The organism is Caballeronia sp. LZ043, from assembly GCF_031451075.1.
GTDB lineage: Bacteria > Pseudomonadota > Gammaproteobacteria > Burkholderiales > Burkholderiaceae > Caballeronia.
Genome location: NZ_JARUXT010000001.1, coordinates 652,405 through 665,433, shown reverse-complemented (window position 1 = coordinate 665,433; position 13,029 = coordinate 652,405). Strand labels below are relative to the sequence as shown.

The 13,029-nt window shown below is 64.6% G+C and carries 14 protein-coding genes; 7 read left to right on the top strand and 7 right to left on the bottom strand.

Annotation, left to right across the window (positions count from 1 at the left end; all coding sequences use genetic code 11):
* Positions 1-27: 27 nt before the first annotated feature.
* Positions 28-987: a LysR family transcriptional regulator gene (locus tag QCE64_RS03035; RefSeq protein ID WP_309914292.1), complete on the bottom strand. Its 960-nt coding sequence runs from the start codon at positions 985-987 to the stop codon at positions 28-30.
* Between the two features lie 108 nt (positions 988-1,095).
* Here QCE64_RS03035 and ilvD point away from each other — a divergent pair, with 108 nt between their 5' ends.
* Both ilvD and QCE64_RS03025 read left to right on the top strand, forming a co-directional pair.
* Positions 1,096-2,769, top strand: a complete 1,674-nt coding sequence (ilvD, locus tag QCE64_RS03030; protein WP_309914289.1) for a dihydroxy-acid dehydratase — start codon at positions 1,096-1,098, stop codon at positions 2,767-2,769.
* 135 nt (positions 2,770-2,904) lie between these two features.
* On the top strand, positions 2,905-3,237 hold the full coding sequence (locus QCE64_RS03025) for a c-type cytochrome (RefSeq protein WP_310002616.1): 333 nt from the start codon (positions 2,905-2,907) through the stop codon (positions 3,235-3,237).
* 16 nt (positions 3,238-3,253) lie between these two features.
* On the opposite strand, the gene QCE64_RS03020 is transcribed toward QCE64_RS03025, so the two are convergent.
* The 3 genes from QCE64_RS03020 to QCE64_RS03010 form a co-directional block, all read right to left on the bottom strand.
* Positions 3,254-3,592 carry a DUF2486 family protein gene (locus tag QCE64_RS03020; protein WP_310002615.1) on the bottom strand — a complete coding sequence of 113 codons (339 nt, stop codon included), beginning with the start codon at positions 3,590-3,592 and terminating at the stop codon, positions 3,254-3,256.
* A gap of 113 nt (positions 3,593-3,705) precedes the next feature.
* On the bottom strand, positions 3,706-4,131 hold the full coding sequence (locus QCE64_RS03015; RefSeq protein WP_310002614.1) for a DNA polymerase III subunit chi: 426 nt from the start codon (positions 4,129-4,131) through the stop codon (positions 3,706-3,708).
* Between the two features lie 18 nt (positions 4,132-4,149).
* Positions 4,150-5,679, bottom strand: coding sequence for a leucyl aminopeptidase (locus QCE64_RS03010; RefSeq protein WP_310002613.1), 1,530 nt, complete (start codon positions 5,677-5,679; stop codon positions 4,150-4,152).
* A 170-nt stretch (positions 5,680-5,849) separates the two neighbouring features.
* Between QCE64_RS03010 and lptF the strand changes: the two genes are divergently transcribed.
* The 5 genes from lptF (at position 5,850) to QCE64_RS02985 (ending at position 9,847) form a co-directional block, all read left to right on the top strand.
* Positions 5,850-6,947 carry an LPS export ABC transporter permease LptF gene (gene lptF / locus QCE64_RS03005; protein ID WP_309929381.1) on the top strand — a complete coding sequence of 366 codons (1,098 nt, stop codon included), beginning with the start codon at positions 5,850-5,852 and terminating at the stop codon, positions 6,945-6,947.
* A 4-nt stretch (positions 6,948-6,951) separates the two neighbouring features.
* On the top strand, positions 6,952-8,100 hold the full coding sequence (lptG, locus tag QCE64_RS03000; protein ID WP_309807497.1) for an LPS export ABC transporter permease LptG: 1,149 nt from the start codon (positions 6,952-6,954) through the stop codon (positions 8,098-8,100).
* A gap of 26 nt (positions 8,101-8,126) precedes the next feature.
* Complete coding sequence (locus QCE64_RS02995) at positions 8,127-8,498, top strand: CbiX/SirB N-terminal domain-containing protein (protein WP_310002612.1); 372 nt, start codon at positions 8,127-8,129, stop codon at positions 8,496-8,498.
* Between the two features lie 681 nt (positions 8,499-9,179).
* A complete protein-coding gene (locus tag QCE64_RS02990) occupies positions 9,180-9,425 on the top strand; it encodes an AbrB/MazE/SpoVT family DNA-binding domain-containing protein (RefSeq protein WP_309914267.1) in 246 nt (81 codons plus the stop codon).
* Positions 9,425-9,847 (top strand): type II toxin-antitoxin system VapC family toxin, encoded by a 423-nt coding sequence (locus tag QCE64_RS02985; RefSeq protein ID WP_309914263.1) that lies wholly within the window; start codon positions 9,425-9,427, stop codon positions 9,845-9,847. Before QCE64_RS02990 ends, QCE64_RS02985 begins: the two co-directional genes overlap by 1 nt.
* A gap of 69 nt (positions 9,848-9,916) precedes the next feature.
* Here QCE64_RS02985 and cobA read toward each other — a convergent pair whose 3' ends face one another.
* The 3 genes from cobA to cysD are packed head-to-tail and all read right to left on the bottom strand — an operon-like array spanning position 9,917 to position 13,010.
* Entirely contained in the window at positions 9,917-10,672 is a 756-nt protein-coding gene (gene cobA / locus QCE64_RS02980; protein ID WP_310004125.1) for a uroporphyrinogen-III C-methyltransferase, read from the bottom strand.
* Between the two features lie 34 nt (positions 10,673-10,706).
* Entirely contained in the window at positions 10,707-12,020 is a 1,314-nt protein-coding gene (locus tag QCE64_RS02975) for a sulfate adenylyltransferase subunit 1 (RefSeq protein WP_404987241.1), read from the bottom strand.
* A 27-nt stretch (positions 12,021-12,047) separates the two neighbouring features.
* Positions 12,048-13,010: a sulfate adenylyltransferase subunit CysD gene (gene cysD, locus QCE64_RS02970; protein ID WP_309914259.1), complete on the bottom strand. Its 963-nt coding sequence runs from the start codon at positions 13,008-13,010 to the stop codon at positions 12,048-12,050.
* Positions 13,011-13,029 lie beyond the last annotated feature (19 nt).

Here is a 13,029-nt window from a genome sequence, read left to right as displayed (position 1 = left end):
GGGCCTCGAGCGAACCTCAAGGCCGCATCATACAGAACCGGCGCCCTGCGCCCGCGAACGGACGATGTCGATGAAGCCGGCCAGCACCGGGCTCACTTCTGCCGCGCGCCACACGAGCCCGGTTTCGACGAGCATCGCCGGGTCCTCCGGCGCGCGCAACGGCCGGTACACGACGCCCGTGCGCCGCAGATGCCGCAGCGAACGCGGCACGAGCGCGACCCCCATGCCCGCCGAGACCAGGCTCACGATGGTCTGCATCTGAATGGCCTCCTGGCCGATGCGCGGCGTCAGGCCGGCAGCGCCGTAGCAGCCCATGATGCTGTCGTACAGGCCGGGCGCAAGCCGCCGCGGAAACACGATGAGCGGCGCGGCGGCCAGCGCGCCCAGCTCGACGCGCGTGTCCGCCCACTCCAGCTCGCCCTGCCCGAGTTCGCGCGCGGTCGCGGCGGGCATCGCGACGACCAGCGGCTCGCGCGCCACCGGCAGATACGACAGCGCGCCCGCATGGCGCGCCGGCAGCGGCGGAATGACGAGTCCGGCGTCGATGCGGCCGGCGACCAGTTCCTCGATCTGCACGTCGCTGGTGGCTTCGGTGAGTTGCAGCCGGACGCCCGGATGGCGCGCGCCGAACGCGTGCAGCAGCGCGGGCAGCAAGCCGTAGTCGGCCGTGGAGACGAACGCGAGCGACAGCACGCCCGCCTCGCCGCGCGCCAGCGACTGCGCCAGCGGGCGCAGCGCATCCGCCGACGCGAGCAGGCGCCGCACCTCGGGCAGCAGATCCTTGCCGACCGGCGTCAGTTCCACGCTCCGTTTCGTCCGCACGAACAAGGCGACGCCAAGCGCCTCCTCCAGCCCGCGGATCGCCTGCGAGAGCGGCGGCTGGGTCATGGCCAAGCGCGCGGCGGCGCGGCCGAAGTGCATCTCCTCGGCGACCGTGACGAAGTAGCGCAAGAGGCGCAAGTCGAAAGACGGGGTGCGCGGGTCCATTGATATGTTTTGCGACCTTATCAGCCGTGAATAATATATTGGACAGATACATCGCGCGAGTCGCATGCTTGCCGGACTAGACCAAAAAGTCCCCCTCAGGAGCACACCATGGCCTTCAATCGCCGCTCGAAGAACATCACCCAGGGCGTCGCGCGCTCGCCCAACCGTTCGATGTATTACGCCCTCGGCTATCAGGAAGCCGACTTCGACAAGCCGATGATCGGCGTCGCCAACGGGCATTCCACCATCACACCGTGCAATGCCGGCCTGCAACCGCTGGCCGACGCGGCCATCGAGGCGATCCGCAAGGCCGACGCCAATCCGCAGATTTTCGGCACGCCGACCATTTCGGACGGCATGTCGATGGGCACCGAAGGCATGAAGTACTCGCTGGTGTCGCGCGAGGTGATCGCCGACTGCGTCGAGACCGCCGTGCAGGGACAGTGGATGGACGGCGTCGTGGTGATCGGCGGGTGCGACAAGAACATGCCGGGCGGCATGATCGGCATGGCGCGCATGAACGTGCCGTCCATCTACGTGTACGGCGGCACCATCCGCCCGGGCAACTGGAAGGGCCGCGACCTGACCATCGTGTCGTCGTTCGAGGCGGTCGGCGAATTCACCGCGGGCCGCATGAGCGAGGAAGACTTCAAGGGCGTCGAGAAAAACGCGTGCCCGTCCACGGGCTCGTGCGGCGGCATGTACACGGCCAACACGATGAGCTCGTCGTTCGAGGCCCTCGGCATGTCGCTGATGTATTCATCGACGATGGCAAATCCCGATCAGGAAAAGGTCGACTCCGCCGCTGAATCGGCGCGCGTGCTGGTCGAGGCCGTGAAGAAGGATCTGAAGCCGCGCGACATCATCACGAAGCAGTCGATCGAGAACGCCGTCGCGCTCATCATGGCGACGGGCGGCTCCACCAATGCCGTGCTGCACTATCTGGCGATTGCGCACGCGGCGGAGGTGGAATGGAGCATCGACGACTTCGAGCGCATGCGCAAGAAAGTGCCGGTGATCTGCGATCTGAAGCCGTCGGGCCAGTATGTCGCGACCGATCTCCACAAGGCCGGCGGCATTCCGCAAGTGTTGAAGATCCTGCTCGATGCCGGTCTCCTGCACGGCGAGTGCATGACGATCACGGGCCGCACGATCGCCGAAGAGCTGAAAGACGTGCCGGCCAAGCCGCGCGCCGACCAGAAGGTCATCTTCCCGATCGCGCAGGCGCTCTACAAGCAAGGCCACCTGGCGATCCTGCGCGGCAATCTCGCGGAAGACGGCGCGGTCGCGAAGATCACGGGCCTCAAGAATCCGGTCATCACCGGTCCCGCGCGCGTGTTCGACGACGAGCAGAGCGCCATGGACGCGATCCTCGCCGACCGGATCACGGCCGGCGACATCCTCGTGCTGCGCTATCTCGGGCCGGTGGGCGGGCCGGGCATGCCGGAGATGCTCGCGCCGACCTCGGCGATCATCGGCAAGGGACTGGGCGAGTCAGTGGGCTTCATCACCGACGGCCGTTTCTCCGGCGGCACGTGGGGCATGGTGGTCGGGCACGTGGCGCCGGAAGCGTATGCCGGCGGGACCATCGCGCTGGTGCAGGAAGGCGATTCGATCACCATCGACGCGCACCAGCTGCTGCTGCAACTGAACGTGGACGATGCCGAACTCGCGCGCCGCCGCGCCGCCTGGAAGCAGCCGGCGCCGAAGTACACGCGCGGTGTGCTGGCGAAGTTCGCGGCGCTGGCGCAGCCGGCCAACAAGGGCGCAGTGACGGGCTGATACGCGCGTCGAAACGCCCGGATGGATCATGCACAAGGGGCGCAGCGGCGCCCCTTGTGCATTCCGCGTGCCGCACGCCATGTCTCCTATAATGCGCGACAACGTGAAGCGTGCGCGTGCATCGGGGGAGACCACATGAAAGCACAGCTCAGGGGCGTCGTTGCGGGACTGGTGTGGTGGAGCGTGTGCGGCGTGGCCTGCGCGCAGAACGACAGCGCCTCGATGCTCGCGTTCGCGCAAAGCCGCAACTGCATGAGCTGCCATTCGGTCTCGCGCAACTTCATGGGGCCGTCGTTCGACAGCGTGGCGCACAAGTATGCGCAAGTCGAAGGCGCGCGCGGCATGCTCGCGCGCCGCATCATGGAAGGCGGCGTGGGCGTGTGGGGCCCGGTGCCGATGCCCGCCAACACGCAGATTTCACCGGATCAGGCGGCGGCGCTCGCCGACTGGATCCTCTCGCTGCGCTGACCGGCGCGTGCGCCCTTCACTCGCCGTGCTGACGGCGCAACTCGATTTCCACCGCCTCGCGCACCCATTCGCTCATGTGGCTCTCGAGCGCCGTCGCCACTTCGCGCGTGATGGCGGAGACGAGCTGGACCGAGTGCTCGCGCAGCACTTCGCGGCAGCGCTCCTCGATCAGCGCGCGGGCATCGCCCGTCAGGAAGTTCGTGAAGCGCCCGCGCAATTGTCCGGCGATCTGCTCCGCGTCGTATTCGATCGCGAGATTGGCCGACGGCGCGCGCGCGTACTCCGGCCTGCCGGGCACGACGACGTCGGTGAGGACGGGAATGGAGGGATCGAAGGATTGCGGCTTGTCCGTCATGGAAAGGGGTCTCCTCTTGAGCGCGGCGGGCGCGGCGGGCGCGGCCGCGTCTGTATGCAAGGCGTGGTGTACCGGGCAGAGCTTAACCAGCCCAGCGCGGCCACTCTGTTCGCTCAACCGCCCTGATTGGCTTGATTGTGCGTTTCGATGGCATAGCCCCGGTCGCGATAGAAGCGATAACGCTCACGCCCCGCCGCCAGTTCCCCGCCCGCGCTGCCGCCGATCACCACCAGCCGCTCGAAGCGCGCGAACTGCGCCGACATCGGCGCGCCGAGATTCACCAGCACCTGATGATGCGGCGCTTCGTCGAGATTCGAGGTCAGCACGACCGGCGTGTCCTGCGCGAGCGGACTCTTCGCCATGCAGTGCGGCACGAATTCGAGCGGCTGGAAGGTCCACAATTGCTCGTCGAAGGCGGCGAGCCGCGCGGGCTCGGCGAGCACCACGAGCGGCTTGCCGCTCAGGTACGCCTTGCGCGCGAGGCGGCAGGCGTACGCGAGCGGATCGCCCACGTTCGTATGGAAGTCGATGCGCGTCATACGTGCGTCATGCCTGCATCACGCGCCGGCGCGGTCGATCAGGAACTGCGCGAGCAACGGCACCGGCCGGCCCGTCGCGCCCTTCGCGGCGCCGCTCTTCCACGCGGTCCCGGCGATATCGAGATGCGCCCACGGATAGTTCGACGCGAAACGCGACAGGAAGCATGCCGCCGTCACGCTGCCCGCCGGACGTCCGCCGATGTTCGCCAGATCCGCGAAGTTGGACTTCAGCTGATCCTGGTACTCGTCGTCGAGCGGCAGGCGCCAGGCCGGATCGACCGCCTCGCGCGACGCGTCGAGCAGTTCGCCGGCGAGCGCGTCGTCCTTTGCGAACAGGCCCGTGTTGTGATGGCCAAGCGCGATGATGCACGCGCCCGTCAACGTCGCGATGTCGATCACGGCGGACGGCTTGAAGCGTTCCGCATAGGTGAGCGCGTCGCACAGGATCAGGCGGCCTTCGGCGTCGGTGTTGAGCACTTCGATGGTCGTGCCGTTCATCGCGGTGACGATGTCGCCCGGCTTGAGCGCATTGCCCGCGGGCATGTTCTCGCAGGTCGGCACCACGCCGATCACATTGAGCTTGAGGCCCATCTCGGCCACGGCGCGCATGGTGCCGAACACCGAACCCGCGCCGCACATGTCATATTTCATTTCGTCCATGGCTTCGCCGGGCTTGATCGAGATGCCGCCCGAATCGAACGTGATGCCCTTGCCGACCAGCACGATGGGCGCGTTCTTGCCCTTCGCCTTGGCGGTGTCGCCCGCGCCTTGGTAATGCATGACGATGAACTGCGGCGGCTCGACCGAACCCTTCGCCACCGAGAGAAACGACCCCATGCCGAGCGCCTCGATCTGCTTCTGGCCGAGCACCTCGACCTTGAGCTTCCAGTCGCGGCCGAGTTTCTTCGCGGTCTGGCCGAGATACGTGGGCGTGCAGACGTTGGGCGGCAGGTTGCCGAGATCGCGCGTGAGATCCATGCCGTTGGCGATGGCCAAGCCGTGCTTCAACGCGGCCTTCGCGGCCTTCTCGTCGGCGCTGAAGACGCTGAACACGACCTTCTTGAGCGCGCGCGGCGTGGTGTCCGGCTTGCTCTTCATCTGTGTGAACTTGTAGGTCAGTTCGCGCAGCGCGAGGATGGCGGCGCGCACGGCCCAGTCGCCGCTGCGTTCCTGGATCGGCAATTGCGCGAGCGTGAAGGTGGCCTGGCCGATCTTCGCGCCGAGCAGCACGCGCCATGCGGCGCGCACGGCTTCGCCGTAGGCTTTCTGCGTGAAGGCGTCCTGCTTGCCGAGGCCTACGAGCAAGACGCGCGAGGCGCCGATGCCCGTCACTTCGGGCACGAGCAGCGTGGTGCCTGCGCGGCCGCTCATGTCGCCGGCCTTGACGATGCGCGAAATCAGGCCCTTGGTCGCGACATCCATGTCGCGCGCGGCGCCCGTGAGCGACTGCGCTTCGAAGATGCCGAGGACGATGACATCCGACTTTCCGGTAAGGAAACCATTTGCCTCGCCTTCGCTCCAATCACAGGCTTTTATGCTAAAGTCCATCGCGCTTATCCTCGGATAAAATCTTGGCTGAAGGATGAAAGCCGCAATTATCCGCTATTTTTTCCGCGGCAGTCACCGGTTTGCGGCGTGAGGGTAAGCAAGACCCCTTCCCGTCTGCCGAAGAGGTGCGTGCGTGATTCCGCATCGCCGCCAGTCTTAAGCAAAATTCAATGATCTTCGAACGCTCCCTGCAGCGCGAACTCGCGTACACGGCCGGCGCCGTGTTCATGGTGCTGCTCACGATCATGCTCACGACGATGATGATCCGCATCGTCGGCTTCGCGGCGCAAGGTCAGATCGACCCGAAGGACGTCGTCGTGCTGATCGGGCTGACCGTCATCGGCTATCTCGCGGTCATGCTGATCGTGACGCTGTTCGTCTCCATCCTGTTCGTGCTGACGCGCTGGTATCGCGATTCCGAAATGGTCGTGTGGCTCGCCTCGGGCGTGAGTCAGACCCAGCTCATCAAGCCGGTCGCCGTGTTCTCCACGCCGATCATCATCCTCATCATGTTCTTCGCGTTCGTCGGCTGGCCCTGGTCCAACCAGCAGAGCAAGCTGATCAAGGCGCGCTTCCAGCAACGCGACGAAGTGTCCTTGCTGGCGCCCGGCCAGTTCCGCGAATCGCCGTCGAGCCACCGCGTGTTCTTCATCGAGAAGATGTCGCCGGACCAGGCCCAGGTGCAGAACGTGTTCGTCACCAGCACGGAAGGCGGCAAGGTCAACGTGATCGTTTCGCAGACGGGTCACACGGAAACGCGCGGCGACGGCGATCGTTTCATCGTGCTGGACAACGGCCGCCGCTATGACGGCGAACCCGGCCAGCCGAACTTCCGCATCATGGAGTTCGAGCGCTACGGCGTGAAGATCATGGGCCACCAGGTCGTCAACACGCCGAGCACCACCGGCATCTCGACACCCGACCTGCTGGCCGCGCCCACCAAGGACAATCTCGCGGAATTCGCCTGGCGCGCGGGGCTGCCGCTCATCGCCATCAACCTGATGCTGCTCGCCATTCCGCTTTCCTACCAGAATCCTCGCCGCAGCCGCACCATCAACCTCGTGATGGCCGTGCTCATCTACCTCACTTATTCGAACCTGCTGAACGTCGTGCAATCGTGGATCGAGCAGGGCAAGGTGTCCTTCGGCGTGGGGCTGGTGGGCTTGCACGTGATCGTGGGCGCGCTGGTCGCGTTCATCTTCTGGCTGCGGATCCGCAACCGGCCGCTCTTCAGGCTGTCGTCCCTGACGCGTTCGAAGGGAGCCTGAACCCATGCGCATCTACGAACGATACTTCGCGCGCCAGATCTACCTCGCGTTCATCTTCATCCTGTTCGCGTTTTCCGGCCTGTTCTTCTTCTTCGACCTGATCAACGAGCTAAACACGGTCGGCCACGGCAACTACAAGTTTCCGCTCGCGGTGCTGCGCGTCGCGTTGCAGACGCCCTCGCGCTTCTACGAAATCATTCCGGTCGCCGCGCTCATCTCGGCCATCTACGTCTTCGCGCAGATGGCGGCGGCATCCGAGTTCACGATCTTCCGCGTCTCCGGGCTCTCGACCGGCGCCGCGCTGCGTTCGCTGCTGAAGATCGGCATACCGCTCGTGCTCGTCACGTATCTGATCGGCGAAGTGGTGGGACCGTACACCGACCAGTTGTCCGAGCGCGTGCGGCTCGAGGCGCTCGGTTCGTCGGTATCGTCGAACTTCCAGTCCGGCGTGTGGGTGAAGGACACGCTGACCGCCAAGGAAAACGGCGAACAGGTCACGCGCTTCGTCAACGTCGGCACGCTGAATCCGGATACGTCCATCGCCAATGTGCGCATCTACGAGTTCGACGGCAAGTTCCGCCTGACCAACGTGCGCATCGCGAAGACCGGTGTGTACGAGCCGCCGGGCCACTGGAAGCTGACCGGCGTGACCGACACGCAACTCTCCGCCGCGCCGCCTCAGGCCGTGAATCCCGGCGATACGCTGAACCCGGTGTATCGCGCGGTCCAGACGACGCTGCCCGAATACTCGCTGCGCTCGGAACTGACGCCGCAGATCCTGTCGGTGCTGCTGGTGTCGCCGGACCGCATGTCGATGTTCAACCTGTTCCGCTATATCCAGCACTTGACGGAAAATCATCAGGACACGCAGCGCTATCAGATCGCGTTCTGGCGCAAGATCCTTTATCCGTTCGCCGTGTTCGTGATGTTGATCCTGTCGTTGCCGTTTGCCTACCTGCATACGCGTGCCGGCGTGGTCGGCGTGAAGGTGTTCGGCGGCATCATGATCGGCATGAGCTTCCAGCTGTTCAACACGCTGTTCTCGCACATCGGCAATCTGAATACCTGGCCCGCGCCGATCACCGCGGCCGTGCCCGCCCTCGCCTATCTGGCCGTCGGATTGCTTGGCTTGAAGTGGGTGGAGCGGCACTGACCGCTCGGTTTCCTCGGGAGCGCACGATGGACAAGCACGGCATCATCCTGTTCGGTCACGGCGCGCGCGATCCGCGCTGGGCCGAGCCGTTCGAGCGGCTCGCGGCGAAGCTGCGCGCGGCGCGTGGCGAGCCGGTCGCGCTCGCTTTCCTCGAACTGATGACGCCGGACTTGCCGGCGGCGGTGGCGTCGCAGGTGGCTGACGGCTGCGATGCGATCACCGTCGTGCCGGTGTTCTTCGGGCAAGGCGGGCATGTGCGCAAGGATCTGCCGGAAATCGTCGCGCGGTGTCAGGCGGCGCATCCCGATGTGACCATTGCATGCGCGACGGCTGTCGGTGAGGACGATGCGGTGCTGGACGCGGTCGCGGGATATTGCTTGAGGCAGGTGGGGAAGTAAGCCGGCCGTCCTCGCAACGAGGCGGCAACTGGGCGGACAACGCAGAAACATAATTTCAAGACGGAAGGATCGGATTGATCCAGTGGGCTTTAGGAAGCGTCCGGTTTAGCATGGCATTCATTCACAGGCAGTGCCTTTTCTGACAGGCTTGGTTGCTTGAATGACGCGGTTTGTCTATCAGGCTCGGCGCGTTCGGGTGACTGGGCATCGGGCCTGATCGAACTGAAACGGCTGACGACGTGGCTTCCCTCATCTTCTTTCTGCAAGACAACTATGGCCTCCTGGTCCTTGCGGCGATCACATTCGCATTGGTGCAATCGCTCGCTTACCTCTATCGGTGAGAGCTCGCGCGTTTGAGCCAGGCGGGGGTTTCAGTGCACAACGGCCACGACGAGGCTGGCTGCTTGAGTCGGCAGTCGGAAGACATGGTGCGAATGCAAGAAGACATCCGGCAATTGCGACGTGGATTGAGGCGGGTCGAAGCGCGGCTGACTGAACGGCCTGCTCACGCAAGACCGCTGGCTGCTTCGGCGCTTGCTCGGCATCACGCTGGAAGTAAAAGGCGCAAGCGCGGCCGGATGACGGATGAGTGCTACAGCACTGGCCATTCGGCCGAATTCTCGCCTTGCATCGTCGCGGCTACAGTCAAGGTACTTATCGGTACACCAAGGAGAACTCGACATGAACCTGCTCATTGCCAGATGGGGCGATAGCCTCGCCGTGCGTATCCCCGCTGAATACCTTCACCATGCCGGGATGTCTGAAGGCGATCACATTCAGGCGAATCTGACCGTCGACGGTGGCATCTGCCTCCACCCCGGTAACTGGGATCGCGAGGCCTTCATAAGAGAAATCGCGCAAACACGCGATCGCATGCCGATGACTGAATCGGTCATCGACGAACTTCGGCGTGAGGCGCGCTACTGATGGTTTATGTCGATACCAGTGTTCTAGTCGCGCTTTGCGCGATAGAACGCATGACTGCTGCGGTTTCGAATTGGTACTTCTCTGTCAAGGACAGCCTGATTTCTGGGGCCTGGTGCGCAACCGAGTTTGCCAGTGCGCTGGGCATCAAACGGCGGACCGGTCAGATCACTGATGAGGAATCATCTGCCGCATGGCATGCTTTTGAACGGCTGTGCGCGAAGGACCTACGACTGACTCCCATCAAGCCGTCTGTATTTCGTCATGCGGCCGTTCTGGCGCTCGACGCGTCCACCCGCTTGCGTGCGGGCGATGCACTGCATCTCGCGACAGCGCTGGATTGCAACGCGAGATCAATCGCCACCCTCGACATCCTTCTCGCCGACAACGCAAAGAGGAAGCAACTCGAACTAGTGCAACTCTGACCTCCCCGCCCAACAAAAAAGCGCACCGTCTCCAGTGCGCTTCTGTTCCCTGCTCGACCAACAACTGCATCAAGCCGCCGCCTGCATCCCCTTCAAATGCACCTTCGGCTTCACCGCCGTCCGTTCGCGAAACGCCTCACCAATCATCAGCAAACTCGGCTGCGTCGGATCCAGCCATTCCTGCGCTTCACCCAACGCCATCTGCGCGAGCGTCAACGTCAGCGTGCGTTCACGCGCCGTGCTGCACGCCTCGACGATCGCCACCGGCGTCGCGCCCGGACGCCCCGCATCGATCAATTGCTGGGCGATTTCCGGCGCGCTGTCGCGGCCCATATAGAACACCAGCGAATCCGCCTGCGCCTGCTCGCGGATATCCTCGCTGTCCGCGGCGCGCGAATGCGTCGCCAAGGCCACGCTGCGCGATACGCCGCGCAAGGTCAGCGAGCGCTTCAGCGACGCCGCGCTCGCCAGGGCCGCCGTGATGCCCGGCACCACCTCATACTCGACACCGGCCGCCTCCAGCGCGCGCATTTCCTCGTCGGCGCGGCCGAAAAGCATTGGATCGCCGCCCTTCAGGCGCACGACCAGACCATGCTCCAGCGCGGCATCGACGATCTGCTTGTTGATGAAATGCTGGGCCGTCGAACGCTGGCCGCAGCGCTTGCCGACGGCGATCTTCTTCGCGTTGGGCGCATAGTCAAGCATCGCCGACTCGATCAGCGCGTCGTGCAGCACCACATCCGCTTGTTCGAGCAGACGCATGCCGCGCACGGTGATGAGATCCGCCGCCCCCGGCCCCGCTCCGATCAGATAGACCTTACCCATAGCTTTCATCGTTGAACTCACGCGTTCAGCATCCTCATGCGGAAATCGCACGAATCATACCGGCCGCGACCGTGTGATGCGTCGCTTCGTCGATCAGCACGAACGCGCCGGTGCCCTGATGCGTATCGTACTCGTCCGCGACGAGCGGCTTCTGCAACGTCAGCGCCACGCGGCCGATATCGTTCATCGCGAGCGTGCCGCGATCCACCGAATGCGACAGCGTATGCACGTCCAGCACCTGCTTCACCGCGCCAATGCGCGTGAACACCGTGTTGGTCGTCTGCTTCAGCAAGTATTTGCGCTGCAACGAGAGCGGCTCTTCGTCGAACCAGCAAAGATCGGCTTCGAGCTTCTTCGCCGGCTCGACCTTCTGCGTCAGCGGGACGAAGGTATCGCCGCGCGACACGTCGACGTCTTCCGCCATTCGGATCGTCACCGTCTGGCCCGCGAACGCGCGATCCACCGGCGCCACGCCGCCCGGCACCGGGGCGATGATCTCGGCGACCGTCGCTTCGCGGTTGGCCGGCAGTACGGCGATCGCATCGCCCACGCGCACCTCGCCCGCCTCGACCCGGCCCATGTAGCCGCGGAAGTCGTCGGCCTGCGAGCCGTCCTGGCGCGCGACCCACTGCACCGGGAAACGCAGCGCCTGATCGCTCGCTTGCGCGACCGGCAGCGACTCCAGCAGGTCGAGCAGCGGCTCGCCCGCATACCAGGGCATGCGCTCGCTCGCCGACACGATGTTGTCGCCCTTCAGCGCCGAGACGGGCACGAAGCGCACGTCAGCGATGCCGAGCTGGCGCGCGAGCGCGACGTAGGCATCGCGGATCTCGTTGAAACGGGCTTCGCTGTATTCGATCAGGTCCATCTTGTTGATCGCGACGATCACATGCTGCAGGCCGAGCAGCTTGACGATCGCGCTGTGACGCTTGGTCTGCGGCAGCAGTTGCGCGACGCCGTTCTCGAGCGTGACGCGCGTTGCGTCGACGAGAATGATCGCCGCATGCGCGGTCGATGCGCCCGTCACCATGTTGCGCGTGTACTGCTCGTGGCCGGGGGTATCGGCGATGATGAACTTGCGCTTGGCCGTCGCGAAATAGCGGTATGCGACATCGATGGTGATGCCCTGCTCGCGCTCGGCTTCGAGCCCGTCCGTCAGCAGCGACAGATCGATCTCATCGCCGACCGTGCGCTTGTTCTTAGCGCGCGAAATCGCCGAAAGCTGGTCCGACAATACCGCCTTGCTGTCGTACAGCAGGCGGCCGATCAGCGTGCTCTTGCCGTCGTCCACGCTGCCCGCCGTGATGAAGCGCAACACGCCCAGGTCTTCTGCTTGATAGATGCTCATGATTCGTTCGTCCTTGGGGCGTGTCGCTTAGAAATAACCTTGCTTCTTGCGCTGTTCCATCGCGGCTTCCGACGCCTGGTCGTCCATCCGTGTCGCGCCGCGTTCCGTGATTTCCGTCACGGCCGTTTCCGCGATGATCTTCTCGACGTCATCGGCGTCGCTCGCCACCGGGCAGGTGCAGCTGATGTCGCCGACGGTGCGGAAGCGGACTTGCGCGACCTCGGCCGTTTCGCCGTCGCGCACCGGCGTGAGCGGCGTCACCGGCACGAGCAGGCCGTTGCGGCGCACGATCTCGCGGTCATGCGCGTAGTAGATCGACGGCAGTTCGAGCTTTTCGCGCGCGATGTATTGCCAGATGTCGAGTTCGGTCCAGTTCGAAATCGGGAACACGCGCAGATGCTCGCCCGCATGCAGGCGCGCGTTATAGATGCTCCACAGTTCCGGGCGCTGCGCCTTCGGATCCCACTGGCCGAATTCGTCGCGGAACGAGAAGATGCGCTCTTTCGCGCGGGCCTTCTCTTCGTCGCGGCGCGCGCCGCCGATCATCGCCGTGTAGCCGTATTCCTCGATGGTCTCGAGCAGCGTCACCGCTTGCGCGGCATTGCGCGAATCGGTCTCGCGGCGCAGGCGCACGGTGCCCTTCTTGATGGAATCCTCGACGTGGCCCACCACCAGCTCGGCGCCGATCTCGGCTGCACGGCGGTCGCGGAAGTCGATCACTTCCTGGAAGTTGTGGCCGGTGTCGATATGCACGAGCGGGAACGGCAGCGACGTCTTGCGGTTCGCGCCGAGTCCGAATGCCTTCAGCGCGAGCGCCAGCACGACCACCGAATCCTTGCCGCCCGAGAACAGCAGCGCGGGCTTGCTGCATTCGGCGACCAGTTCGCGAATGATGTGGATCGACTCGGCTTCGAGCCAATCCAGGTGATCCATGCGCGTCGCCTGGTTGACGACCGGCGCGTTGACGGTTGAGTCGAGCGTCGTGCTCATGTTCTCGATCCTTGTTTTG